The organism is Planococcus antarcticus DSM 14505 (genome assembly GCF_001687565.2).
In the GTDB taxonomy this organism is placed as follows: Bacteria; Bacillota; Bacilli; order Bacillales_A; family Planococcaceae; genus Planococcus; species Planococcus antarcticus.
Map to the genome: position 1 here is coordinate 2,308,008 of NZ_CP016534.2, position 25,075 is coordinate 2,333,082.

Annotated in this window: 23 protein-coding genes; 3 read left to right on the forward strand and 20 right to left on the reverse strand. The window is 43.3% G+C overall.

Annotation, left to right across the window (positions count from 1 at the left end):
- The first annotated feature begins 179 nt into the window (after window positions 1-179).
- Complete coding sequence (locus tag BBH88_RS19660; protein ID WP_269148253.1) at window positions 180-443, forward strand: ion channel; 264 nt, start codon at window positions 180-182, stop codon at window positions 441-443.
- Window positions 444-887: 444 nt separating this feature from the next.
- Window positions 888-1,088, forward strand: coding sequence for a glycine zipper domain-containing protein (locus BBH88_RS11620; protein ID WP_006829784.1), 201 nt, complete (start codon window positions 888-890; stop codon window positions 1,086-1,088).
- 406 nt (window positions 1,089-1,494) lie between these two features.
- Here the strand turns inward: BBH88_RS11620 and glnA are convergent, their stop codons facing one another.
- The 3 genes from glnA to BBH88_RS11635 form a co-directional block, all read right to left on the reverse strand.
- Window positions 1,495-2,829, reverse strand: coding sequence for a type I glutamate--ammonia ligase (gene glnA, locus BBH88_RS11625; RefSeq protein ID WP_006829783.1), 1,335 nt, complete (start codon window positions 2,827-2,829; stop codon window positions 1,495-1,497).
- Window positions 2,830-2,870: 41 nt separating this feature from the next.
- Window positions 2,871-3,257 carry a MerR family transcriptional regulator gene (locus BBH88_RS11630; RefSeq protein ID WP_006829782.1) on the reverse strand — a complete coding sequence of 129 codons (387 nt, stop codon included), beginning with the start codon at window positions 3,255-3,257 and terminating at the stop codon, window positions 2,871-2,873.
- Between the two features lie 123 nt (window positions 3,258-3,380).
- Window positions 3,381-4,613 (reverse strand): methionine gamma-lyase family protein, encoded by a 1,233-nt coding sequence (locus BBH88_RS11635; protein ID WP_154669159.1) that lies wholly within the window; start codon window positions 4,611-4,613, stop codon window positions 3,381-3,383.
- A gap of 108 nt (window positions 4,614-4,721) precedes the next feature.
- Between BBH88_RS11635 and BBH88_RS11640 the strand changes: the two genes are divergently transcribed.
- A complete protein-coding gene (locus BBH88_RS11640; protein ID WP_006829780.1) occupies window positions 4,722-5,327 on the forward strand; it encodes a trimeric intracellular cation channel family protein in 606 nt (201 codons plus the stop codon).
- A 43-nt stretch (window positions 5,328-5,370) separates the two neighbouring features.
- On the opposite strand, the gene BBH88_RS11645 is transcribed toward BBH88_RS11640, so the two are convergent.
- From BBH88_RS11645 to yfmF, 17 genes are all read right to left on the reverse strand, one after another.
- Window positions 5,371-5,670, reverse strand: coding sequence for a rhodanese-like domain-containing protein (locus BBH88_RS11645; RefSeq protein ID WP_006829779.1), 300 nt, complete (start codon window positions 5,668-5,670; stop codon window positions 5,371-5,373).
- Window positions 5,671-5,938: 268 nt separating this feature from the next.
- Window positions 5,939-6,163, reverse strand: a complete 225-nt coding sequence (gene hfq, locus BBH88_RS11650; protein ID WP_006829778.1) for an RNA chaperone Hfq — start codon at window positions 6,161-6,163, stop codon at window positions 5,939-5,941.
- A gap of 10 nt (window positions 6,164-6,173) precedes the next feature.
- Window positions 6,174-7,130 (reverse strand): tRNA (adenosine(37)-N6)-dimethylallyltransferase MiaA, encoded by a 957-nt coding sequence (miaA, locus tag BBH88_RS11655; RefSeq protein WP_065536766.1) that lies wholly within the window; start codon window positions 7,128-7,130, stop codon window positions 6,174-6,176.
- Window positions 7,123-8,043: an alpha/beta hydrolase gene (locus BBH88_RS11660; RefSeq protein ID WP_006829776.1), complete on the reverse strand. Its 921-nt coding sequence runs from the start codon at window positions 8,041-8,043 to the stop codon at window positions 7,123-7,125. The genes miaA and BBH88_RS11660 overlap by 8 nt, the downstream gene beginning before the upstream one ends.
- A gap of 73 nt (window positions 8,044-8,116) precedes the next feature.
- Window positions 8,117-9,934, reverse strand: a complete 1,818-nt coding sequence (mutL, locus tag BBH88_RS11665) for a DNA mismatch repair endonuclease MutL (protein WP_006829775.1) — start codon at window positions 9,932-9,934, stop codon at window positions 8,117-8,119.
- Window positions 9,935-9,938: 4 nt separating this feature from the next.
- A complete protein-coding gene (gene mutS / locus BBH88_RS11670; protein WP_006829774.1) occupies window positions 9,939-12,464 on the reverse strand; it encodes a DNA mismatch repair protein MutS in 2,526 nt (841 codons plus the stop codon).
- A 676-nt stretch (window positions 12,465-13,140) separates the two neighbouring features.
- Window positions 13,141-13,569, reverse strand: coding sequence for a YlbF/YmcA family competence regulator (locus BBH88_RS11675; RefSeq protein ID WP_006828215.1), 429 nt, complete (start codon window positions 13,567-13,569; stop codon window positions 13,141-13,143).
- 300 nt (window positions 13,570-13,869) lie between these two features.
- Window positions 13,870-14,667: a TIGR00282 family metallophosphoesterase gene (locus BBH88_RS11680; protein WP_006828216.1), complete on the reverse strand. Its 798-nt coding sequence runs from the start codon at window positions 14,665-14,667 to the stop codon at window positions 13,870-13,872.
- A gap of 65 nt (window positions 14,668-14,732) precedes the next feature.
- On the reverse strand, window positions 14,733-16,292 hold the full coding sequence (gene rny, locus BBH88_RS11685) for a ribonuclease Y (protein ID WP_006828217.1): 1,560 nt from the start codon (window positions 16,290-16,292) through the stop codon (window positions 14,733-14,735).
- A 471-nt stretch (window positions 16,293-16,763) separates the two neighbouring features.
- Window positions 16,764-17,825 carry a recombinase RecA gene (gene recA, locus BBH88_RS11690; RefSeq protein WP_006828218.1) on the reverse strand — a complete coding sequence of 354 codons (1,062 nt, stop codon included), beginning with the start codon at window positions 17,823-17,825 and terminating at the stop codon, window positions 16,764-16,766.
- Between the two features lie 174 nt (window positions 17,826-17,999).
- Window positions 18,000-19,253: a competence/damage-inducible protein A gene (locus BBH88_RS11695; protein ID WP_006828219.1), complete on the reverse strand. Its 1,254-nt coding sequence runs from the start codon at window positions 19,251-19,253 to the stop codon at window positions 18,000-18,002.
- A gap of 24 nt (window positions 19,254-19,277) precedes the next feature.
- Complete coding sequence (pgsA, locus tag BBH88_RS11700) at window positions 19,278-19,856, reverse strand: CDP-diacylglycerol--glycerol-3-phosphate 3-phosphatidyltransferase (protein ID WP_006828220.1); 579 nt, start codon at window positions 19,854-19,856, stop codon at window positions 19,278-19,280.
- A 49-nt stretch (window positions 19,857-19,905) separates the two neighbouring features.
- Window positions 19,906-20,775: a helix-turn-helix domain-containing protein gene (locus tag BBH88_RS11705; protein ID WP_006828221.1), complete on the reverse strand. Its 870-nt coding sequence runs from the start codon at window positions 20,773-20,775 to the stop codon at window positions 19,906-19,908.
- Between the two features lie 17 nt (window positions 20,776-20,792).
- Window positions 20,793-21,593, reverse strand: coding sequence for a YmfK family protein (locus BBH88_RS11710; RefSeq protein ID WP_006828222.1), 801 nt, complete (start codon window positions 21,591-21,593; stop codon window positions 20,793-20,795).
- A gap of 103 nt (window positions 21,594-21,696) precedes the next feature.
- Window positions 21,697-22,416 carry an elongation factor P 5-aminopentanone reductase gene (ymfI, locus tag BBH88_RS11715; protein WP_006828223.1) on the reverse strand — a complete coding sequence of 240 codons (720 nt, stop codon included), beginning with the start codon at window positions 22,414-22,416 and terminating at the stop codon, window positions 21,697-21,699.
- Entirely contained in the window at window positions 22,416-23,714 is a 1,299-nt protein-coding gene (yfmH, locus tag BBH88_RS11720; protein WP_065536765.1) for an EF-P 5-aminopentanol modification-associated protein YfmH, read from the reverse strand. The genes ymfI and yfmH overlap by 1 nt, the downstream gene beginning before the upstream one ends.
- Window positions 23,707-24,981 carry an EF-P 5-aminopentanol modification-associated protein YfmF gene (gene yfmF, locus BBH88_RS11725; RefSeq protein ID WP_006828225.1) on the reverse strand — a complete coding sequence of 425 codons (1,275 nt, stop codon included), beginning with the start codon at window positions 24,979-24,981 and terminating at the stop codon, window positions 23,707-23,709. The genes yfmH and yfmF overlap by 8 nt, the downstream gene beginning before the upstream one ends.
- Window positions 24,982-25,075 lie beyond the last annotated feature (94 nt).

Below are 25,075 nucleotides of genomic sequence, written 5' to 3' on the forward strand. Positions count from 1 at the left end.
CGTAAGGGTCTTCCGCATAATTCGTTTGTTCGGGGTTAGAACCCGTTACACTATACCCATCTACGAGGTTCTCCGGACGAATGGTCTCGATAAATTGCTTATAGTCACAACCATCCTTTTATTTCTAGTTCCTATACCGGTCATCATGGTAGAACTAGACATCAATACATAGGTGGGCAATCGTCCCAATTACCATAGTGGGCTACGGAGATATCTCACCCACTACTCTTCTTGGCCGCATTCTGGCCGTTCTGTTACTGATCATCGGTATCGGCATTATCGTTACTTTTACCAGCTTAATTTCAAGCTATTTCACAAGCAACAAAGAACCAATACATGAAGAGTTGGTGATTTCAGTTGTTAAAAACATAAATAAAATGGATGAATTTTTTTCAGCTGATGAAGAAGTGATTTTAAATTACCTTAAGAGAAAGACGGATTAGTTGGAAATTAGCCAAGCCTTGAAACATTGTGGCCATATACAATTTCATCGAGAAATCCTTTAGGACGATTCGTATGATTAGGGATTGACCCTGCAGCGTTTTCAAGAGAGAGTGTCTCCTTGGTATGACGCCAACAACTGCGATCAAAAGCCACATTCGATGTAATCCATAGTGACAAGACAGCATCATTCCATACTATTAGCACTAAACTACTTTTTTTAGTACCGAATTATTTTAGCCCATATTCAATACTAACTTAGAAATTTCTTGGCTAATGAAAATTTTTCATCTCACTTCCGTATTAATTATGAACAATTTCTTTTTATATTAGCAGGTAGATTCATGGGTGCTGCAGTAATCCCTGCATCGTTAGTCATCTTTTTAAGTCTTTATGCTTTCTCATCCAAAAATAGAAGACGGACTCAGAAATAAGGAGGTCATTTTATGAATGGTGATAAAAAACTCCCGAAGAACAAAAATGACAATAATAAGCGTGAAACGAATATGGGTGTTGGTATTGCCCTCGGGGTAAGCATCGGATCCGCTATTGGGATTGCAATAGACAACTTAGCTATCGGTCTTGCGATGGGGATGGGTTTAGGCATTATATTTGGGACCACTATACCCATCAAATCAAAAAAGTAAGAGAGAAAGAAGGTCTGAAAAAACGGTCTTTTTTTCTTCTCTCACCACCTTCCAATTCCACTCACCTATGCGAACTTTTGTACTTGAAATCTAGCTCAACTTATCCTGTCAGGAAGGAAACAATCATCACGACAGTCCCAATGATGATTATTTTTTTCATTTCAGTGCCTCCATTTTATCCTAAAATTCCTGCCAAACTTTCAGCCTAATCAAGTCCAAATAACTCAAGCTCTGAAACATATACAGCTACAAACTCACAGAAATAGAAGAATGTTTAATCGAAAAATCCGACGAATATATGTGCACTTTTTAAATAAAATCGGGGAAATAAAAAAAATTGCCAATTGGCCCTTTCTATAAAAAAAGAAAAAACCGTTGGAGCCATAGAGCCCCAACGGTTTTCAACTTAATACATTTTCAAGTATTGCTCACGTTCCCACGGGTGTACGCTTGTGCGGAACATGTCCCACTCAATTTCTTTCGCTTCGATAAAGTTGTTTAAAATGTGTTCGCCTAACGCTTTAGTCATTACTTCATCTTCCTGCAATTTCTGGAGAGCTGAATACAATGTTCCCGGCAGGTCTTTGATGCCGACTGCTTCGCGCTCTTTTTTGTTCATTGCATAGATGTTGCGGTCTACTGGTTTTGGCGGCGTCAGTTTTCTACGGATGCCGTCAAGACCAGCACCGAGCAGCACTGCCATTGCTAGATATGGATTTGCTGCTGGATCGACTGAACGTACTTCAACACGTGTAGACAAACCGCGTGATGCCGGAATACGGATCAACGGGCTTCTGTTTTGACCAGACCAGGCAATGTAGCAAGGTGCTTCGTAACCTGGTACTAGACGTTTGTATGAGTTTACTAATGGATTTGTTACAGCTGTAAATCCTTCAGCATGTTCAAGAATGCCCGCAAGGAATTGGTATGCTGTTTCACTTAGTTTCAATTCACCGTCTTCGTCAAGGAATGTATTGCGGTCTCCATCAAACAAGGAAACGTTCATGTGCATACCTGAACCGTTGACACCGAATAATGGCTTCGGCATAAATGTAGCGTGAAGACCGTGTTTACGGGCAATTGTCTTAACAACTAGTTTAAAAGTTTGGATATCGTCGCATGCTTTGATTGCATCTGCATATTTAAAGTCAATTTCGTGCTGTCCTGGTGCTACTTCATGGTGAGAAGCTTCAATTTCAAAGCCCATCTCCTCTAATTCGAGCACAATATCGCGTCGGCAGTTTTCGCCAAGGTCCATAGGTGCCAAGTCAAAATAGCCGCCATGGTCATTTAATTCAAGAGATGGCTCGCCTCTTTCATCAAGTTTGAACAAGAAGAATTCCGGTTCTGGCCCAAGATTGAAATGCGTGAATCCAAGCTCTTCCATTTCTTTCAATACGCGTTTTAAGTTTGTCCGCGGATCCCCAGCAAATGGAGTACCATCTGCACTGTAGATATCACAGATTAAGCGTGCTACTTTACCTTTACCTGTAATCCAAGGGAAGACAACCCAAGTATCAAGATCCGGGAATAAATACATATCAGATTCTTCGATGCGAACAAATCCATCGATAGAAGATCCATCAAACATCATTTTGTTATCGAGTGCTTTGTCCAACTGGGATGTCGGTATTTCAACGTTTTTAATGACCCCAAGAATATCTGTAAATTGCAGGCGGATGAAATTAACGTCCTCTTCTTTTACTAATCTTTGAATGTCTTCTTTTGAATACTTGCCCATGTTCGCTTCACTCTCCTATTATAATTGTATGTAAGCCCACTTCAATTGAAGAAACGGGATAAATCACCTGATTTAAAGCCGCCTTTTTCAAGTGGACGGGCCTGGTGTTTCAACTCTTCGTAGAGCAGCTTGCGCAACTCAGCATCGCTTAGATTTTTGGGTTCTGCTTTTTCATTCTCAGGAGTCTCTCTTAAGTCATATATTTTCTTTATACCAGCCATGTTAAGCCCTTGATCCAGATAATCCTTAATTTCAAGCAGGGTATCAACGTCATTCAACGAAAACATACGCTTATTGCCTTCTGTACGTGCAGGATTAATCAAATCGTGCTCTTCGTAATAACGAATTTGTCTCGCAGTCAATTCCGTCAGCTGCATAACTATGCTGATTGGAAGAAGCGGCATCGTCCGTCGCACCCTGTTCGTCATAAGTTTCACCCATTTCAAATAATTACTACTTTTACAGCATATAGCACGTTAGGTTATTTGTCAATAACGCGTTAGGTTTTCTGACACAAAAAAGGTTTCCCACGTTTGGTACGCGGGAAACCTTTAAAGTAATTTTAATTTTTTCAGCGCATCGACCGAATTTAGTACAGCAATTTTGACATGCTCATACGTAAGACCACCTTGAACAAACGCTGTATAAGGCGCGCGGATCGGACCGTCAGCTGTCAGCTCAATACTGGAGCCTTGCACAAATGTTCCGGCCGCCATGATGACGTCGTCTTCATAACCAGGCATATAAGCAGGTTCCGGCTTGAATTGTGCATTAACCGGTGAGCTTGCTTGTATGGTTTGGCAAAAAGCGATCATTTGCTCAGCTGTTTGAAACGACACGGATTGAATCAAATCTGTTCGCCGATCACTCCAATGAGGAGTGGTTGCCATTCCGGCATCTTCCAGAAGTGCCGAAGTAAAAATTGCTCCTTTTAATGCTTGAGAGACAATATGAGGAGCCATGAAAAATCCCTGGTACATATCAGGCAGTGCATTGAGAGAAGCCCCAGCTTCTCTTCCTATACCCGGTGATGTCATACGGTAACCGCATTTTTCGATTAATTCTTTTCTGCCAGCTATATAGCCACCGATTTTAGCCAGTCCACCGCCAGGATTTTTTATAAGAGAACCCGCAATCAAATCTGCCCCGACTTCAATCGGCTCCTGTCTCTCTACAAACTCGCCATAGCAATTGTCCACAAAAATGATGGTCTCCGGTTTCAGATAGCGGATCTTCGCAACCATCTCCCCAATTTCTTCTATGGTAAAGGAGGGGCGCGTATCGTAGCCTCTTGAGCGTTGAATAGCAATTACTTTTGTTTTGTTACTGATTGCTTTTTCAGCTGCTGACCAATCGATTTTATTGTCAGCATTTAATGCTGTATGCTGGTAGCTAATACCGAAATCCTTCAGTGATCCGGTATCTTTGTCCCCACCCGAAACGATAGAGTCCAACGTATCATACGGCTTCCCTGTAAGATACAGCAATTCATCCCCAGGGCGCAGTACACCAAACAGGGAGATGGTGATGGCGTGGGTTCCAGAGATAATTTGTGGACGAACGAGTGCGGCCTCGGCTTTAAAAACGTCAGCATATACACATTCAAGCGTATCTCTCCCTTCGTCGTCGTAACCATAGCCGGTCGATGGATTAAAATGGTGGTCACTGACCCGTTGGCTTTGAAACGCATCTAACACTTTCTTCTGATTTACATATGCAATTTCATCAGCTAGCTGCAGCTGCGCTTGGATAGTTCTTTCTATGGTTTTAATCGTAGTAAACATGCAATTCTCCATTCTCTTGTACTTCACTCCCTATTATGCGGCATGACTTGAAATAGCGTCAAATTCTGATACAATTCATAGAGTTGCATGTTAAGGGGGAATAGGCTTATGGCTTGGGAAGTACTGAGCGCCATTGGTACAATTGCTTTTGCAGTGTCCGGCGCCATTATCGCCATGGAAGAAGAATACGATATTTTTGGCGTGTACCTTCTCGGCGTTGTCACTGCTTTTGGCGGCGGCGCCATCCGAAATTTATTGATTGGAGTGCCTGTTTCGGCGCTGTGGGAGCAGGAATTCATGTTCCAACTTGCCCTCATATCGATTACGGTTGTATTTTTATTTCCACATAAATTGCTTGGACATTGGAATCGCTGGGGCTATTTTTTTGATGCCATTGGTTTGTCGGCATTTGCCGTCCAAGGTGCTATATACGCTGTCGAATTGGAATTGCCGCTCTTTGCCGTTATTGTGGCTGCGGTATTAACAGGCTCAGGTGGGGGAATTGTGCGCGACCTATTGGCTGGACGAAAGCCGCTTGTCTTGAAATCAGAGATTTACGCTGTCTGGGCAGCCTTGGCCGGATTGTTCATTAGTTTTGATTTGGTGGGCTCCGATCTCATGCTATATTCACTATTCGTACTGATTACGATTTTGCGAATCTTGTCCTATACGTTTAAATGGCGATTACCGGCACGTAAAATCCAGATATTATAAAAACAGGCCATCCGGTAGAAATACCGGATGGCCTGTTTTTTGCTTATGCAATTGTTTCACCGTTCCATGAAGTCATGCCGCCTTCGACATTGACGGTATTGAAGTCACTTGACTCTAGGATGCCGCAGGCCATTTCACTACGGCGACCCGCACGGCATACCATGTAGTATTCTTTGTCGGCATCCAGTTCCCCAATGCGTTCTTCCACTTCACCAAGAGGGATGTGTTTAGCTCCAGGAATCATACCTGCAACCACCTCATCTGCCTCGCGAACGTCGATGATATTCAAGTTTTCTCCAGCTTCTACTTGTTGTTGCAATTTATCTGCTGTAATCGTTCTCATGGGTACGCCTCCTGAATTTAAATCCTATTCATCTAAAAATGCTATACTCCTAAAAGCCAACTGTCAACTAGAAAAGCGCAAGCGCCCGTGTAGATTCGACGGGCATAAGACAGACCAGCAGTGTGGCGCTCTTTGCCATGCAGCTGGGTTGACTTATGACCCTAGAATCTGGGCGCTGGAGCTGGACAATCAGAAAAGCGCAAGCGCCCGTGTTTGTCCCATCTACTCAGTCAAAAAAACCGGACTACATCTGCAGTCCGGTATCCGTTTATTCTTCGTGCTCAATCGCTACAGGTTTTGACGGAGAAAATGTTGAGATCGCATGCTTGTAGATTAATTGCTGCTTGCCTTCAGTTTCTACCAACACCGTAAAATTGTCATAAGATTTAATAGTTCCTTTTAATTGGAAACCGTTAAGTAAAAAGACAGTAACATAAATATTATTTTTACGAAGCTGATTTAAATAGACATCCTGAATATTGACCGGTTTCATATAGATCCCCCTATCTCTCTACTTGTGTTTGATTTGCCATCAGTTTATCAATTCGACAGTTTCTGTCATTTTCCTGCATAAGCGCCGTTATTTCATGGAGATTTTTTTCGCGATCGCCCAGTGCATCGATCCAGAAAATCGGTAGTTTATTTTTAAAATAAGTAAACTGTCTTTTAGCGTATTTGCGTGAGTTTTGCTTTAGCTTTTCGATTGCTCTTTCAAAACTTTCCTGCTCATCTAGATAAGCGTAGATTTCTCTGTAGCCAATGGCTTGGATTGACTGAACGTCGCGTATGCCTCTTTGCCGTAAGGCCTGAACTTCTTCGACCAAGCCACGCTGAAGCATCGTATCCACTCGCTGATTAATGCGTTCATATAGGATGTCTCTTGGCATGTCTAAACCGATAATCACTTCGTTGTACATTGGCGACAACGCTAAATTACGGTCTCCTTTTTGCTGGCCACTCATCAAAATTTCAACCGCCCTCACAACACGGCGCGTGTTGTTTGGATGAATGTCTGACTGTGGATCCAACTTCAACAATTTTGCATACATCTGTTCGGGACCAGTTTGTTCTAGTTCCTTATTCAAATCGTCTCGTAGCTGTTGATTAACAGGCTCTTCTGAAAACCGGTAATCAAATAGCACAGCCTGCACATAAAGTCCTGTCCCACCGACGATAATCGGTAGCTTGCCGCGCGAGCGAATTTCAGCAATTTTCTCCCGCACCAATAGTTGGTATTCAGCTACCGAAAAACTCTCGTCCGGCTCTTTAATATCCAGGAGGTGATGAGGAATTTCTGCCATTTCTTCTGGTAAAATTTTCGCTGTCCCAATCGTCATATCCCGGTAGATTTGCACCGAGTCACCATTGATGATTTCTCCGTTTAGCCGCTTGGCTAATTCAAGGCTCAGCGCGGTCTTCCCAGATGCTGTAGGTCCAACAACGGCCACCACATCAATCATTTCCGCACATCCAATCTCCTATCAACTCAAAATAGTCTTTATAATTGAGTTCATTTAGCAATTCATGTCGCCCTTGTTCTGCCAGATAGACTTTGACGTGAGTCATCCCCGCTTTGTTGAATTGTTCGGCTGCGGCGAAAACACCTTTGCCGTTATTTCCGACAGGGTCCATAGAACCGCTGATGAACAGAACCGATAAGTCTTTCCGAATCTTGGCGATTTCTGCAGGCTTATTTAGTCTTGCAAGCCCTGAAAATAAATCAATGTAAAACTGATTAGTCGATTCAAATCCACACCAAGGATCCGCTTCATATTTTGCAACAGCCTCTTTATCTCGGCTCAGCCAAGCATACGGAGAACCTTCTTCCGCAAAGGGTTTATTGAAATTGCCAAAAGTCAATTTTCCGAGCGCTTCGCTGGGTTCTTGCTTTCCTTGTAATTTTGCCGATGCGATCGCTACAATCTTTCCAAGTTTACCGGAAATGCCTGGGTCTCCACCCGTCCCGGATAAAACAGCACGACTGATTTCTTCACTGTGTAATTGCATGTAACGACGGGCTACGAACGATCCCATGCTATGACCGAATAGGAGCAATGGCAGTTTGCCCGTCGCCTGCTGTACTTCCGTAATGACTGTATGCGCGTCTTCGACCACTCGTTCAAAGCCTTTATCGTCTGCAAAGTAACCTTGAATCCCGTTACGTTCTGCAGTTTTCCCATGTCCACGTTGATCGTGCGCAGATACCACAAAGCCCCGCGACGCTAGGTATTCCGCGAACTCTTCGTAGCGACCGATATGTTCAGCCATCCCATGGATAATATGGATATGCCCAATAGGACTTGGTGGCTCGTAACGCGCATAAAAAAGTTCGTGTCCATCAGAAGCACTCATGTAATCTTTGGTTACCTGCATCGTTTACACCCTTCCTCACTATACACTTATTCTCTATTTATACCCGAAACACTGGCAAATTAGACGCCAACGTTTAATTCATTACACGCTTGAACATTTTCTCAACATCGTATGTTCTGAAATGGATGATCACAGGACGCCCGTGCGGACAAGTAAAGGGTTGCTCTGCTTGTTTCAAATCTGCCAGTAATCGTTCCATATCGTGTTTCTGCAGAAAATGGTTTGCTTTAATCGATCGTTTGCAGCTCATCATAATGGCTGCATCTTCCCGTAATTTCTTAATATCCACTTTCCGCTCGTTCAAAATCTGTTCGATCAAATCTTCAATAACTTCCTGTTCAAAACCTTTTGGAAACCAAGTTGGATATTCCCGAACAATAAATGAAGTATCGCCAAATACTTCTAAAAATACTCCACTATCAGCCAAAACAGCTAAATGATCTTTTAACCTTAATGCCTCATCACGGCTGTAATGAAACGTCAGCGGCAGTAACAGAGATTGCCGTTCGTTACCGTCGATATCTCCCACTTTTTCGCGAAAGTATTCGTACTTGATGCGTTCTTGTGCTGCATGTTGATCAATCAAATAAAAGCCATCATTGCTTTGCGCCACAATATACGTACCATGAATTTGACCAACTACTTCTAGTTCCGGAAATTGAGGACTTTCTTGTTGTTTTTCCTCGTGTTCTGCCAGTGGCGGCAGTTCTTCAACAAAAGCGATTTCTTCTTGAAGTGGTTTTTCTTGTTGTTGAACAAATACTGTTTCTTTTTCAACAGGTAGCTCTGACCATTCTTGTGCTGGTAATTGCTTTGGTTCTTGAACTGTAAACGAGCTTTTCCACAGATCCAATTGCTTAGTCGGCGATTGTTTGACCGGTTTTGGTTTATCAATAATCGGTGCACGCGCAACTGAACTAATCGTGCGTCGAATCGTTTCATGGATCAATTCCATCAATTCTTTTTCTTTGCTCAAACGGATTTGTTGTTTAGATGGATGGACATTGACATCTGTCAAATAAGGGTCCCCTTCAATATTTAATACGACAATCGGCTGCCGCTCGAGCGGCAAGAAAGTATGGTAAGCCTTATGAACCGTATTGGCAATAGCGTAATGTTTAACCCAGCGTCCGTTTACGAACAATGAAATATAGTTTTTATTGGCACGGGTGATTTCAGGAAGCGACGCGTAGCCTGATACTTTATAGTCATGTGACTGTCCTTCAAACGGAATCATTTTCTTAGCAATCGCGACGCCGTAAATGTCGGCTAACACACGCTTGATTTCTCCACTGCCTGAGGTTTGCAGAATAACTCTGCCGTCATGCATCAGTTTAAAAGCAATACCCGGATAGCTCAGCGCAAAGCGGTTCAGCAAATCGATGGTATGACCAAGTTCTGTCTGCAATGTTTTCATGTATTTTAAACGCGCAGGCGTATTAAAGAATAATTGATCGATTTTAATATCCGTTCCTTTTCTAAGAGACCCCGCACGTTGCTCGGTTAAACGTCCGCCTTCCATTTTCACAAAAGTTCCGCTTGCACCATTTGATGTATGCAAAGTCACTTTAGAAACCGAAGCGATACTCGCCAGTGCTTCACCGCGAAACCCAAGCGTCCGAATCCGGAATAAATCATGTTCGTTGGCAATTTTACTCGTGGCATGCCTAGAAAATGACAACAACGCGTCATCGGCATCCATACCCTCACCGTTATCAATGATTTGGATGGAGGTTAGCCCCGCTTCGACGAGTAACACTTCGATGGCTGTACTTCCAGCATCGATGGCATTTTCCACTAATTCCTTAACGACCGAAGTCGGCCGTTCGACTACTTCACCCGCGGATATTTTATTAGATAGAGGTTCGTCCATCAATCGAATGATGCCCATTCGCTCACTCCTTAGTAGTTAACTTTTGTTGCAAATCGTTAAGTATCTGCAAGGCTTGCAGAGGTGTCATTGCGGATACTTGAACGTCCTTAATAGTCTGTAAAATTTCGTCTTTTTCTGTATCTGCATCATCAAAAAATGATAATTGTTCGATTGTTTTGGGCTGCTTCTTTTTATCTTCTTCAAAGGTTTTTAGCAATTCACGTGCACGGGCAAGGATTGGTTCTGGCAAATTTGCCAGTTCAGCGACATGAATCCCGTAACTTTTGTCTGCTGGCCCTTTTTTCACTTTATGAAGAAACACTACTTTGCCCGATTGCTCCATTGCTGCTACATGGACATTATGAAGTTTGTCCAGCGAATTTTCCAACGCCGTCAACTCGTGGTAATGCGTAGAGAATAGTGTATTTGCGCCAATCTCTCTGTGAATGTATTCAATCATCGATTGGGCTAATGCCATGCCATCGTAAGTTGATGTACCGCGACCAATTTCATCAAACAGTAATAAGCTGTTTTTTGTCGCATGCGTTATGGCGTATTGCGACTCGAGCATCTCGACCATAAAGGTGCTTTGTCCAGATACTAAGTCATCAGCCGCTCCAATACGCGTGAAAATCTGATCGACTATTGGTAAATTCGCGGATTCAGCAGGAACGTAACTGCCAATTTGCGCAAGCACGATCGTCAACGCCACTTGCCGCATATACGTACTTTTACCCGACATGTTCGGCCCTGTAATCAACAGCATGTTTTTATCTTCTGCAAGAACACAGTCATTCGGCACATAATGTTGCTTATTGAGCATTTTTTCCACAACCGGATGGCGTCCTTCAATAATCGATATCTCCGTAGAATCATTAAACTCAGGTTTGACGAAACGGTATTTTTCTGCCACATTAGCAAAACTCAAAAAGACATCCAGTCCACTGAGAGAAGAAGCAAGACGCTGAATACGTGAAATGTATTGTTTAACTTCATCTCGGATCGCCACAAACAACTCATATTCAAGTGACAAACTTTCTTCTTCAGCGGTTAAGATTAACGCTTCTTTTTCTTTCAGCTCATGAGTCGTATAGCGTTCTGCGTTAGCTAGCGTTTGTTTGCGATCATACCGTTCTAAATCAGCTAAATGCATATTGGCTTTAGAAATTTCAATATAATAGCCGAAAATGCGGTTATAGCCAATTTTCAAAGATTTAATGCCAGTTAATTTGCGTTCTCTTTGTTCAAGCGCTGCAATCCAGTCTTTACCGTTACGCGAAGCATCTCGGTATTCATCAAGTTGCTGATGAAAGCCGTCTCGAATAACGCCGCCTTCTTTCGAAGACAATGGCGGACTTTCGCTAATCGCTTGCAACAATTCACAAACCTCTATGCAGCGGTCTAACTTGTCACTAAATTCCTGCAATGCCGGATTACCGGAATTCGCCAACTCTTCAATTAGCACAGGAACTTTCTCAAGAGAACTTCTGAGTTGCGCTAAATCACGTCCACTGGCACTACCAAAGGCAATTCGACCGGATAGGCGTTCTAGGTCATAAACTTCTTTTAATAGCCCCTGGAGCTCTACACGCACGAAATACTGGTCAATCAATGCTGCCACCATTTGCTGACGTTCTTCAATCATCCTTTTGTTTGCTAACGGCTGATGCACCCATTGTTTTAGCTTTCGGCTACCCATCGCCGTCGTGGTTTCGTCCAGTAGCCAGAGCAAGGTCCCTTTCGTTTCACTGCCACGAATCGATTGCAATAATTCCAAATTGCGCTTTGAATGAAAATCGATACTTAATAATTGATTGTTTTCTTTATAGGAAAAAGCTTGGATATGATCGAGTGATTGTTTTTGTGTTCGGGAAATGTACGTTAGTAACCGGTGACTGCTCATCCGCAGATCTTCCGGACAGTCGGCGACTTGTTCTGGTGATAACGGATAGGCATTTTCCATCGTCTCAATGGATAACACCAACCCCTGTTCTTCTTCAGTTAGCAGAACAAATAATTGCTCTGAAACGACCAGCTCGCGAATATTCAAAGACTGCAACTCCTGCAACAAAGCTTTTTCCGTCCCCATTATGTATGTAGCTGTTGCTTCGCCTGTGCTGATATCGACGTAGGATAAACCAAATCCATCAGCTAGTTCATCAGCTGCAGCTAAAAAGACGTTCGATTTGGAATCAACGTTTTTTCCTTCTGTATGGGTACCTGGTGTAATCAACCGGACAACTTCACGCTTAACAACGCCTTTTGTCAGTTTCGGATCTTCTACTTGTTCACAAATGGCAACTTTATGGCCTTTTAAAATTAATTGATCGATATAGTTTTTCGCCGCATGATGAGGAACTCCACACATCGGAATCCGGTCATCCCCAGTTCCGCCACGGCTTGTTAACGTAATTTCTAGTATTTGCGAAGCGTTAATCGCGTCGTCGTAGAACAACTCATAAAAATCGCCCAAACGGAAAAATAAAAAAGCATCCAAGTATTCAGATTTCACTTGAAAATATTGTTGCATCATCGGTGTCAGTGCCATGTTAAAACCTCTTTCAAATCGATTGTCGTTTCTTTATTGTACCAAAAACTAAGGCATAAAAGAAAAAACTGAAAGAGCTTTGGCTCTTTCAGTTTACTTCTTTAAATACTTTTCAATTCGAGCTTGCATTTAGCTTTATGGGCCGGATCGTCTTATGCCGTCGGAGTTAAACGATCGTTTCCGCTTTTCTTGTCTAGCTCCGATGCCTAGTCCCTCGGGGTCTTAAGTCAGACCGGTCAAGTGGCACAAACACGCCACATGCCCTGTCCGCCTTAAGCCTGTCGGGACTAAACGGGCACCTACACTTTTCTTGTCTAGCTCCGATGCCCAGTCCCTCGGGGTCTTAAGTCAGACCGGTCAAGTGGCACAAACACGCCACATGCCCGGTCCGCCTTAAGCCTGTCGGGACTAAACGGGCACCTACGCTTTTCTTGTCTAGCTCCGATGCCCAGTCCCTCGGGGTCTTAAGTCAGACCGGTCAAGTGGCACAAACACGCCACATGCCCGGTCCGCCTTAAGCCTGTCGGGACTAAACGGGCACCTACACTTTTCTTGTCTAGCTCCGATGCCCAGTCCCTCGGGGTCTTAAGTCAGACCGGTCAAGTGGCACAAACACGCCACATGCCCGGTCCGCCTTAAGCCTGTCGGGACTAAACGGGCACCTACGCTTTTCTAGTTACCCGCAGCTTCCTGGTTTGTCGTTGCGGACTTTTGATCCGGTCTCGCCACGTAGCAGGTCGCCGCCTGTTTCGGTGATGATATTATTCGTTACTTGATTAGAGATAGCTGTTGACACCATCTGCAATAAAGAATTGACGTCGCTCTGGGATTGCTTGAATTCCTGAACAATCGGCACAGCGTCGATTTCTTCTTCGATTTTGGCGATCTTTCCTTCAATCAAAGTCAATGCTCGTTCTTTTCCGTATGCCTGGAAGTTAACGGCTTGTTTCTGTAGGCTTTTCAGACTGGCAATTTTTTCGCGGATTTGCTGATTTTCGTTAATTTGTGCTTCCGCACGCTTAAAGAAATCTACTTCTTCTGTTGCTGCGATCATATCTGCTACTTCGCGCGCTTTTGCGACGATTTCTTGTTTTGTATACGTCATTTTTAGACACCCATTTCTTGGCCTGATACGACTTCTATAACTTCATCGTTCAACGACCATGTTTTAGTTTCAGTCATTCACTTTATTTTTAGGCGCAAAACCTAACAAGATATATGAGTACGTCGAACAAGGTTTATACCTGTTGCTAGCAGTTTAATCGATTTATAGAATTTTTAACGTGTCGCGGGTTCTCGTTCGCGACGAAATTCGTTTTAAACGCTACCTTATTATACTGAAAACCAGGCACGTACTTCAAGGTGTCTGCTTGAATTGTCGGAGTTTCGTCAAGAAGTTGAAAGTTTAGCCCAGGAATGGATAATCCTCATTGATATATACGCGCTCAAAGCTTGTCGCTTTACCGGTTTGGTCGTCAATTTCTGTGAAAAATCCGCTAACTACTGAACGTCCACGCTTTGGCACTTCAAAACGTGTTGGCATGTTCGTTTTGAAACGATAAAGCACAGCCTCTTTATTCATGCCCAAAATTTCATCATACGGTCCCGTCATCCCAACGTCTGAGATATAGGCAGTGCCGTTCGGCAAAATGCGTGCATCGGCAGTTTGAACATGGGTATGGGTACCAGCAACAACCGAAGCGCGGCCATCTAAATGCCAACCCATCGCGATTTTTTCACTTGTTGCTTCTGCGTGGAAATCCACAAATACGAGCGGTGAAATGGCTTTAGCTTCAGCCACTAGCTCATCCGCTTTTTGGAATGGATCTTCATGCGGTGGTAAGAACACACGGCCATGTAGATTAATGACCGATAAAGTCTGGCCATTTTTTGTGACAGTCGCCATGCCGCGTCCTGGAGCATCGTCTGAGAAATTTGCTGGACGGATCAAGTAATCGACTTCATCAATAAAATCAAAAATTTCTTTTTGATCCCATGTATGATTGCCCATCGTTACCATGTCTACTCCCATAAACAAAAGATCCTGGTAAATGGCTTTGGTGATGCCACGTCCTGCTGCTGCGTTCTCTCCATTGGCGATGATGACATCCGGCGAATATTTTCTTTTCAGTCTCGGCAAATACGATTCAAGTGCATCTCTTCCGATTGATCCTACAATATCTCCAATAAATAAAATTTTCACAAACTCACCTTTTTCCATAAGAAAAAGGCTTCTTTGAATAGACATTCATCGAAGCCTCACCCTTATTATTTTGCGTATTCAACTGCTCTAGTTTCTCTAATAACCGTTACTTTGATATGACCTGGATAATCCAACTCTTCTTCAATCCGTTTCCGGATGTCACGAGCCAGACGATGTGCCGTCATGTCATCGATTTGTTCAGGGCGAACCATGATACGAATTTCGCGTCCCGCTTGAATAGCGAATGATTTCTCAACGCCTTCATACGATTCAGAAATTTCTTCTAGTTTTTCTAAACGGCGGATGTAATTTTCCAGTGTTTCGCTTCTTGCACCTGGGCGGGCGGCAGATAATGCATCTGCTGCTGCCACAATGACCGAAATGATGGAAGTCGCTTCTGTGTCACCGTGGTGAGAAGCAATACTGTTAATAACCACCGGATGTTCTTTGTACTTAGTTCCGAGTTCCACGCCGATTTCTACGTGGCTGCCTTCTACTTCGTGATCGATTGCTTTGCCGATGTCGTGTAGAAGACCAGCACGACGAGCGAGTGTAACGTCTTCTCCAAGTTCTGCTGCCATCAAGCCTGACAAGAATGCCACTTCCACAGAATGCTTCAGTACATTTTGTCCGTAGCTTGTACGGTAGCGAAGGCGCCCAAGAATCTTGATCAAGTCAGGATGCAAGTTGTGCACACCTACGTCAAACGTGGTTTGTTCACCAATTTCACGAATTTGCTCATCTACTTCACGCCTTGACTTCTCAACCATTTCTTCGATGCGCGCAGGATGGATACGGCCATCTGATACCAGTTTTTCAAGGGCCAATCGCGCTGTTTCACGGCGAATCGGATCGAACCCTGATAGAATAACAGCTTCTGGCGTATCATCGATGATTAAATCGATTCCCGTTAAGGTTTCAAGCGTTCGGATATTACGTCCTTCACGCCCAATAATACGTCCTTTCATTTCGTCGTTTGGCAAGTTAACTACTGATACAGTAGTTTCAGCCACATGGTCTGCTGCAAATCGCTGCATGGCCAATGACAAAATGTTTTTTGCTTTTTTGTCCGATTCTTCTTTGGCACGAGCTTCAGATTCTTTCATCATTACAGAAATGTCTGTCGAAAGTTCTTTTTCAACATCTTGTAAGATGATCGATTTCGCTTCTTCGCGTGTCAAAGATGAAATACGTTCCATTTCAGATTGCTGCTGTCGAACGAACTCCTCGGCTTTGCTCTCCATCTGCTCAATATGCTGTTGTTTTTCTGCGAGTGCTTCGTCTTTACGTTCCAGACCCGCTTCTCTTTTGTTTAATGCATCATCCTTGCGATCCAAATTTTCTTCTCTCTGCAACAACCGATTTTCTTGTCTTTGTAGTTCAGATCGGCGTTCCCGAATATCAGATTCTGTTTCAGTACGCAATTTATGATTTTCGTCTTTCGCTTCCAATAAGGCTTCTTTTTTCAGCGCTTCAGCTTCACGTTTCGCATCTTCGACTATTTGCTTCGCAGAGTTTTTAGCGCCTGCAATATTGGAATCGTTTGCTTTTTTCAATGCAAAATAACCAACAACTACACCGACGATGATACCAAGCAAAGCGAAGATGAACTCATTAATACCCATTCGGACACCTCCTCTTGCTATTGATTTTTTTCATTTTAAAGAAGAATAATGAAAATTTCTTTCACTAAAACAATTTAAAAATTAGTAAATTATACAATTTTAATTGTATAGATGGACTTATGTCGTGTCAACCCAGGAAAAGCGGAAGCGGCCACATAGCTCCGACTGGTGTAAGACAATCTGACAAAGCGGCATGTCTTCAGTCGCACAGCCAGAGAGTCTTATGACCCCGAGAGGCTGATCGCTGCAGCTAGACATCAGGAAAAGCGGAAGCGATCGTCTAGACTCGATGGGCATCAGGCGCTTTGGCGAAGCGACATGTCTCCAGTCGCACAGCCAGAGAGTCTTATTGAAAACAGCGAGCAAAGTGTTTGTCATCCATCCCTTATTCCCTACTCCTTACTTTCAGCGTAGTAGAAAAGCCGCTAAGCATAAGCTCAGCGACTTTTCCGAATTATTGTGACAGTGATCTTATTCGTCATCTTCGTCAAGCAATAGATTGAAATCTTCAGGTTCTTCTTTATTGCCAGCAATCGTATAGGAAGCTGCGGTCATCCCGTAAGATTCACGGATTTTTCCAGCAATTTCATTGCGAACTTCTGGATTTTTCAAAAGGAACTGCTTGACGTTTTCACGGCCTTGACCAATACGTTCGTCATTATATGAATACCAAGAACCGCTCTTTTGGATGATTTCCAGTTCAGAACCGATATCCACGATTTCACCTTCACGGGAAATTCCTTTTCCGTACATGATGTCAACTTCAGCTGTACGGAACGGTGGAGCCACTTTGTTTTTTACAATTTTGATCTTCGTTCTGTTGCCAATAATTTCAGTGCCGGATTTCAATGCTTCTGCACGGCGTACTTCTAGACGGACAGATGAATAGAATTTCAACGCACGGCCGCCAGGAGTTGTTTCTGGATTCCCAAACATAACACCGATTTTTTCGCGGATTTGGTTAATGAAAATAACAATAGTATTCGATTTGTTGATAATCCCTGACAATTTTCGAAGAGCCTGTGACATCAAGCGTGCCTGTAATCCCATATGGGAATCGCCCATTTCGCCTTCGATCTCAGCTTTTGGTACTAATGCAGCCACTGAGTCGACAACTACGATATCGACTGCTCCGCTTCGGACAAGCGCTTCAGTGATTTCCAAAGCCTGCTCGCCAGTATCTGGCTGAGACAGAAGCAATTCATCGATATTGACGCCAAGGTTTTTTGCATAAACCGGATCCAATGCATGCTCTGCATCGATGAATGCGGCTGTTCCTCCTATGGCCTGTACTTCTGCAATTGCATGAAGAGAGACTGTTGTTTTACCTGAGCTTTCAGGGCCGTAAACTTCAATTACACGTCCCCGCGGATAACCGCCTATTCCCAACGCTGTATCCAATGCCAACGAACCACTTGAAACGGATGATATATTACGGTCGGTTTTTTCCCCCAATTTCATGACAGAACCTTTACCGAATTGTTTTTCTATTTGTTTTAACGCCATGTCTAATGCTGCTTTACGATCGCTCAAAAGAAATCCTCCTCTAAATGAAAACTAATTTTCTATCTGTTTCTAGTATACTAGCTTATTGAGAAATTTACAAGAAAAAAGCGAACGTTTATTCGCTTTAATGCTTTGGAATTTCAATTTTGTAGTCTCTATATAGGTCATTCCCCATTTTTAAGTAAAGAAAAACACGCAAAATTAAATTTTGCGTGCGTCTTCTTCAGTTAATGTTCGAATCACATAATGCAATGCCAGTTTTACTGCACGCAAGCGATTCGTATTACGCATGCCAGACAGTTGAAGACGATAGGATTGGGTTCCCCGCTCGGTAGCGATACCAATCCAAATAGTACCTGCCGGCTGGTCACCATGACCATCGGGACCAGCTGCTCCTGTCAGCGAAACACTGATATCAGTCTTGAATTTGTCTCGTACAGCTTCAGCCATCGCCAATGCAGTTTGTTCGCTAACAACTCCATATTCAGCCAGCAATTCAGCAGATAGTCCGAGCTGATGTACCTTCATTTCTTCATTGTACGTGATAACCCCACCCGCTAGAACAGCGCTTGCTCCAGAGACAGAAGCCAATTCGGATTGAAAAAGGCCAGCAGTCAAACTTTCTGCTGCTGAGATTGTTTTGTCTTGTTTCTTTAATAGCTCAATCGATTTAGAAGCAAGTGAGTCGTTGTCATAGCCATAGAGATACTGACCCACCAAATCTAAAATTTCATCTTTTGCACCATTGATTAATTGCCATGCTTCTTCTGTAGTATTGGTTTTTGCAGTGATGCGTAAAGTTACTTCTCCGTCAGCTGCTAGCGGTGCGATAGTTGGGTTAGACTGCTTGTCAAGAATATGATGCAAGCGATCTTCAAGTTCAGCTTCGCCGATTCCGTAAAAGCGCAATACATGCGACAAGATGACATCTTCTTTATTCAACAAATGTGCCAGTTTTGGCTTCGCCTCAAATTGGAACATCGGCTCCATTTCTTTTGGTGGACCCGGCAACAGTATGTAAACACACTCAGCTTTTTTGTACATCATGCCCGGTGCCATGCCGTTATAGTTAACGAGAATATCGCTGTCTTTCAGCACCAATGCCTGCTTTTTATTATTTTCAGTCATCGGACGCCCTGCACGCTCAAAGTACGCCACAATGGAATCCAAGGCTTCCTCATTCATCTCAAGTGTTGTGTTCAGATGCCCAGCAATTGATTCTTTTGTCAAATCATCTTTGGTCGGACCCAGTCCTCCGGTAAATAAAATGAGATCAGCACGGTTTTCCGCAATTTTTATTGCATCCTCCAAACGGTCGGGGTTATCGCCCACAACCGTGTGATAATAAACATTAATGCCGAGTTCTGCTAAATGATTAGACAGAAAACGAGCATTTGTATTGGTAATCTGACCCAATAACAATTCCGAACCTACTGCAATAACCTCTGCATTCATCTGTTCAATCCCCTTTGTGTAAGCTCATTTTGAAGTCATTAATGCACGACGGTTGGCATAAAAATAATCCCATCCTGACCAGATCGTGAAAATCAAGGCGATATAAAGCATGATGTCACCGAATGGCAAGCCGACTAGTATGAAAATGGTATCATGCAGCAGCAACGCGGATATTGCCAAAATCTGAGCTGTCGTTTTAATTTTCCCTAACCCTCCTGCAGCAACCACTTCACCTTCGCCCGCAAGTACTAAACGCAATCCCGTGACCGCAAACTCACGACTGATGATGATGATGACAATCCAAGAAGCTGCAAATCCCAATTCCACTAAAATGATTAAAGCAGCTGATACCAAAAGCTTATCAGCTAAAGGATCCAAAAACTTCCCGAAAGTTGTAACCAAATTGTATTTCCGGGCATAAAAGCCGTCCACCCAATCCGTTAATGATGCAAAGATAAAGATAAGTCCTCCGACAAAATGAGTGACGGGCAAAGAAGCTCCAAAAAGCGTCATGGTACCCCAATCAAAACCAGCCAGCATGATCACCATAAATACTGGAATCAATAAAATTCTCGAGATGGTAATCTGATTTGGTATGTTCATTGCTGTTTCTCCTTTCGAACTTTCATAAAAAATAGCCATCCAAAGATGGCTATTCGGAGTTTGTAAATTGAATAACGACATTTTGGGGTTGAAGTTGCTGTTCATACTCAATCGGCTCACCGTTCAAAGTTAAATCTACGTTTGAATAGTCGCCAATGCGCAACCGGACAAAATCCACTTCCGACAAATCAATTGTCTCCGTCTCCTCGGCTTGCATAACACGCGCTCCAGATGTTAGCTCTTCTTGGTTCTCGTCAGTAGCCGCAATCCAGGATGGACCATTCGCGGCTATTTCAAGCTGGCGGTCAGCCGGACCTTGCCATGAGTAAGTCGTAGTCTCGCCTTGGGTTTCTTCGACAGCAAGCACGGACTCTGGCCCGGCAGGTTCTGCTGCTGGCTCTTCAACCGGTTCTTCGGACGCTTTTTCTTCCGGTTCTTCCGGCGCAGCAGGAGCGGATTCCTCATAAGAAATTCCATCGCCTTCATCCTCCGGAAGATTTGGCGAGCCACTATTGGTCGAGGCACTGTAGAAATACCAAACTACTGCAAGAATCAGGACGATAAACAACGCAACCAAAAATTTGGGCATGAATTCGGCATACGCTTCACTCGAAGCTGTTCTGTTCACCGAGCGATTCCGGGAAGCAAGCGCGCTTGGCATAGGCGACCGAGCAACCGGTTCGTTGACCGGCATTTCTAATTTGTGCTGTTCTAGCAATTCTTCCCCGTTCAATCCGACTGCTGCTGCATATTGCTTGATAAAAGCACGCACATAGAATGCACCCGGCATCATGCTGTGATTGCCATCTTCTATTCCAGCTAAATAACGCTTCTGTATTTTAGTCAAGTCCTGTAAATCTTCCAAACTATATCCTTTGGCGATTCTGGCCTCTTTCAGCTGAGTACCCAACTCACTCAAAACGATCACCTGCCTACTTAGAAGTTGAATCCGTCCCCAAACATATCTCCTTGTGATTTTTCGTCCATAAATGTGTTTTTCTCCAACACTTCATAGGTGATTTTCTCTTCCGGATGATGGCGCAGTTCAATAATATAATCAAAATCGTCGATGCTGTATTCTGATTGCTCAACAAATTTATCGGGATGCTCCACCACTTTAATCGTCGGCATGCGCATCATTTCTCGCACCAACTGCATATGGCGCTCATCGGCCGACCGGCGTGTCACTATGCCATCTAAGATGAAAATATTGTTAGCGTTATGCTCATCGCCCATCAGCTGGTTGCGAACGGTCTGCTTGATCATCGTCGAGGACAAGAAAATCCATTTTTTATTGGCACTAACACTCGCCGCCACGATCGATTCGGTTTTCCCGACGCGGGGCATGCCTCTTAAGCCTACCAGTTTATGGCCTTCCTGTTTAAAAATTTCAGCCATAAAATCCACTAGTAATCCCAATTCATCGCGCACAAAACGGAATGTTTTTCGGTCATCAGCGTCCCGCTGAATATACCTGCCGTGCCGTACTGCCAGAATATCGCGCAGCTTCGGTTCCCGGAACTTTGTCACAGCAATGGTTTCGATAGTTGACAGGATCTGTTCAAAACGCGCTAGTTGGACATCGTGTTCTGCGCGTAGCAGCATTCCGCGACGCCCCTGGTCCACACCATTGATCGTCACGATATTAACCCGCAGCATTCCCAAGAGAGAAGCGATATCGCCAAGCAGACCAGGACGGTTGACTTGAATTTCGTATTCGAAATACCATTCTTTCATGCAATATCCAACCTTTCTCCAAAGAGATCTTTAGTTAATAGGATAGCTGATTTGACTCCATTGGAAAAGGGCATATAGTTTCATGAAAAGTAGCTAAACGCCCTCACATCAGCCATCCGCCATTGATGCGCAGTGTTTGCCCTGTCATATAATCCGCTTTGCCGCCTACAAGAAAATCAACAGCATCCGCTATATCCTGAGGAGCACCAAGTCCGAGTGGAATCTCTTCTTCAATTTCCTGAAGTTCTTTTGCTGTAAGGGAAACATTCATTTTTGTTTTGATAAAACCGGGTGCGATAGCGTTGACACGGGTGCCAGACGCTGCCATTTCCTTTGCATAGGCTTTAACAAAAGCAAGCTGTGCCCCTTTTACGGCTGAATACATCGTTTCCATCGAAGCACCAGTTTCTCCCCAGATAGAAGAAATGAAAACGATATACGATTTGGCATAGCGGTGGAAAAATGGAGAAATCATTCGAATTGCCGAAATCGGATTTTTCACATGAACCCGCCACAATGCTTCCATATCCTCTTCTGTAGTATCAATTAGCATCTTGACCAACGATTGCCCGCTGGCGACAATGACGCAGCTGGCGTCATAGACATTTCCAGCAAGCTGCTGCGCTCCTGTTTGGTCAGCAAAATTTGCCTGTACAGTGATAAATTCTTGTTCAGGATATTTTCCCACCAACTGTTGCGCCAGCACATCTACCGGATTACTGTTCCAATGCAAATAGAGAGACCATCCATTTTCCGCCAATTGAAATGCAATGCTTTCGCCAATTTCACCGGATGCTCCGAGTAAAACAGCAAACCGTTTCACTAGGCGTCCTTTTTCGTAGGCATAATCGTAAAGACGGAATGCTGGGATTCATGGCTGACCAATGCGAAAGCGTTTTGGAGATCAGCTACTTCGAGCCCTTCTAGTACAGGAACCACATCAAATAAATTCATTTCGTTAAAAGCGTAATGAGTAAATTGGTTTGCAATGTATTCCGGAGAATTTAATGCTCTCAAGAAAAAGCCGATTTTTTTGCGACGTACTCGATCAAGATCTTCCTGTCCAAATGGCCATTTTTCGACCGCTTTTTGAAGCGTCTGCTTGATTTCCTTTATCAAGATTTCCGGCTTATGGGTATCAGAGCCGATCAAGGCATAGCCAAATCCATTTTCCAGTGAATAATCAAAAGAATAGGATTCATCGATCCAATCGTTTTCGTAGGCATGGTGATAAAAATCAGAGGTACGTCCAAACAGCAATTCATAGGCTAATTGAGCAGCTAATTCATGCTTGAACATATCAGTCCCAATCATATCTACCTTCTCTGGTTTGATGCCGTAAAAGACTTTCGGTTTCTGGACGCTCATTTCCAGCACACGCTCTTTTATTGCAACTTCTTTCGGTTCATCTGGATAAATTCGTTTGATTTCTGTCGGCTCTTCAAACGTTTTCTGTGCTTGGTCTTCTTTTACCAATTCCATCATTTGCTCTGGGTCGACATTACCGACTATGAATAAGACCATATTGGACGGGTGATAGAAAGTGTTGTAGCAGGTATATAAATGTTCCGCCGTGATATTTTGAATAGATTCCACTGTTCCGGCAATATCAATCTTCACTGGATGATTTTCATAAAGGTTTTCGATGATACCAAAATACAGGCGCCAATCCGGCTGATCGTCATACATGGTGATTTCTTGTGCAATGATGCCTTTTTCCTTTTCCACGGTCTTTTCCGTAAAATAAGGAGTTTGAACAAAGTCCAATAAAGTTTTGACATTTTTATCGATTTCATCCGTTGCCGAGAATAGATAGGCCGTCCGCGTAAATGAAGTAAAGGCGTTTGCTGAAGCTCCCTGCTTGCTGAACTCTTGGAAAACGTCCCCTTCTTCTTTTTCGAACATTTTGTGCTCCAGGAAATGGGCGATGCCATCTGGCACTTTGATTGCTTCTGTTTCACCTTGAGGCACAAAATGATTATCAATCGAACCGTATTTAGTGGTGAACGTGGCAAAGGTCTTTGAGAATCCTTTTTTAGGAAGAATGTAAACATTCAAACCATTGCCTAGCTTTTCATGAAAAAGCGTTTCTTCTAATTGCTCAAATTCGACTTTATGCATCTTTTTCATCCCCCTTGCCTGATAGGAAGTAGGTCATTTCCAAAGAAAGTTGCTGAGCCACAGCAGCGATGTCTTCTTTCGTAACATTCTTCCATCTGTTAATCATGAATTCCGGTTCGAATTTATCCGTCAATTCCATGTACTGATCGTAAATTTCAATTTGGCCGCGAGCTGAATCAAGTGCCTCTTTTAACTGATTTATCAGCAGAGCTTTTGTCTGACCAAGTTCAATATCAGATATATTTCCTTTTTTGACTTCTTCTAACTGCTCTAGAATCAAAGTCACCGCTTTTTCTTCTAGTTTTGAATCAATTCCTGCCAGAACGAACATTAGGCCGAATTGCGAAGCGAAAGAGCTTGACACATAATAGGCCATACTTTCCTTTTCTCGGATGTTAACGAATAATTTGGAATGCGCATAACCACCAAAAACACCGTTCATCAACTGCATAACCGGGAATTTTTCGTCGCGGAATGTAATTGGCGTAAAGAATGCCATATGAAGCTTCCCTTGTTTCATATCTTCGTATTCCAAAACATGCGACTGCTCCGGCTTAACTAATTCCAACGGAGGCACAGCGATCGATCCTTCTCGATCTTTAAAGTGGAAGAATTCACGGATATGCGAAGCGATCATTTCCGGCGCTACATCCCCTACTGCGTATATTTCGATTTCGTTCTCGGTTACCATTTCTTTGTATTCAGCAACTAATTGTTCATTAGTAACGTTCTCCACGTCTTTGATCGTTCCATTTGAAGTAATGGACGCCGGATGGTTTGGTAAAGCCAATTCCATCATGCGCTGCTGCGCGTAACGCGTCTTTTCATCAAAGACGGATTCTATCCGTTGGACAATCGCATTTTTTTCGCGTAGAAAAATCGACTCTTTGAACAGTTCATGCTCAAAATTAGGTTTAAACAGGACAATGTACATCAAATTCAATACTTTTTCAAGAACACCTTTTTCGGACAAGTATTGATCGTTGACCGTTTCAACATTCAAGGTCACAACATGTTCATTGCCTCGTTTTGAAGAATCTATGTAAAGAGAAGTTCCGTAAAGATCATCCAATACCATGCGAAGTGCGGTGTGTGACGGATAGACCTCATTGCTATGCTGCAGTACGTTTGCCAAAATCGAACGGGCAGACGCTTTCTCATTGGTTAATTTATCTTTGAATTTAATTGAAAAATTTATCGTTTTAAACTGTGTCGTCTCATTAACGTGCACGTTAACGCCTTTAGCAATGTTAATTGTTTCAAACATTTGGAATCCCCTCTCGTCGTTCATGTTCTAACTATACCGAACCTTTTCCGTTAATTGCAAATAAAGAAAAGCAAAAGCAGCTGTTTAGATTCGA

Excerpts from the sequence above, each read along its gene's own strand:
- miaA (WP_065536766.1), bottom strand. The coding sequence starts at position 7,130 with ATGATTGATGTGGTGGCCGTTGTTGGACCTACAGCATCTGGGAAGACC.
- yfmF (WP_006828225.1), bottom strand. The coding sequence starts at position 24,981 with ATGTTTGAAACAATTAACATTGCTAAAGGCGTTAACGTGCACGTTAAT.
- hfq (WP_006829778.1), bottom strand. The coding sequence starts at position 6,163 with ATGAAACCGGTCAATATTCAGGATGTCTATTTAAATCAGCTTCGTAAA.
- BBH88_RS11630 (WP_006829782.1), bottom strand. The coding sequence starts at position 3,257 with ATGACGAACAGGGTGCGACGGACGATGCCGCTTCTTCCAATCAGCATA.
- mutS (WP_006829774.1), bottom strand. The coding sequence starts at position 12,464 with ATGGCACTGACACCGATGATGCAACAATATTTTCAAGTGAAATCTGAA.
- BBH88_RS11710 (WP_006828222.1), bottom strand. The coding sequence starts at position 21,593 with ATGAAAGAATGGTATTTCGAATACGAAATTCAAGTCAACCGTCCTGGT.
- mutL (WP_006829775.1), bottom strand. The coding sequence starts at position 9,934 with ATGGGCATCATTCGATTGATGGACGAACCTCTATCTAATAAAATATCC.
- glnA (WP_006829783.1), bottom strand. The coding sequence starts at position 2,829 with ATGGGCAAGTATTCAAAAGAAGACATTCAAAGATTAGTAAAAGAAGAG.
- pgsA (WP_006828220.1), bottom strand. The coding sequence starts at position 19,856 with ATGAACATACCAAATCAGATTACCATCTCGAGAATTTTATTGATTCCA.
- BBH88_RS11620 (WP_006829784.1), top strand. The coding sequence starts at position 888 with ATGAATGGTGATAAAAAACTCCCGAAGAACAAAAATGACAATAATAAG.
- BBH88_RS11675 (WP_006828215.1), bottom strand. The coding sequence starts at position 13,569 with ATGACGTATACAAAACAAGAAATCGTCGCAAAAGCGCGCGAAGTAGCA.
- BBH88_RS11645 (WP_006829779.1), bottom strand. The coding sequence starts at position 5,670 with ATGAGAACGATTACAGCAGATAAATTGCAACAACAAGTAGAAGCTGGA.
- yfmH (WP_065536765.1), bottom strand. The coding sequence starts at position 23,714 with ATGCATAAAGTCGAATTTGAGCAATTAGAAGAAACGCTTTTTCATGAA.
- BBH88_RS11640 (WP_006829780.1), top strand. The coding sequence starts at position 4,722 with ATGGCTTGGGAAGTACTGAGCGCCATTGGTACAATTGCTTTTGCAGTG.
- BBH88_RS11660 (WP_006829776.1), bottom strand. The coding sequence starts at position 8,043 with ATGCAGGTAACCAAAGATTACATGAGTGCTTCTGATGGACACGAACTT.
- BBH88_RS11635 (WP_154669159.1), bottom strand. The coding sequence starts at position 4,613 with ATGTTTACTACGATTAAAACCATAGAAAGAACTATCCAAGCGCAGCTG.
- BBH88_RS11695 (WP_006828219.1), bottom strand. The coding sequence starts at position 19,253 with ATGAATGCAGAGGTTATTGCAGTAGGTTCGGAATTGTTATTGGGTCAG.
- rny (WP_006828217.1), bottom strand. The coding sequence starts at position 16,292 with ATGGGTATTAATGAGTTCATCTTCGCTTTGCTTGGTATCATCGTCGGT.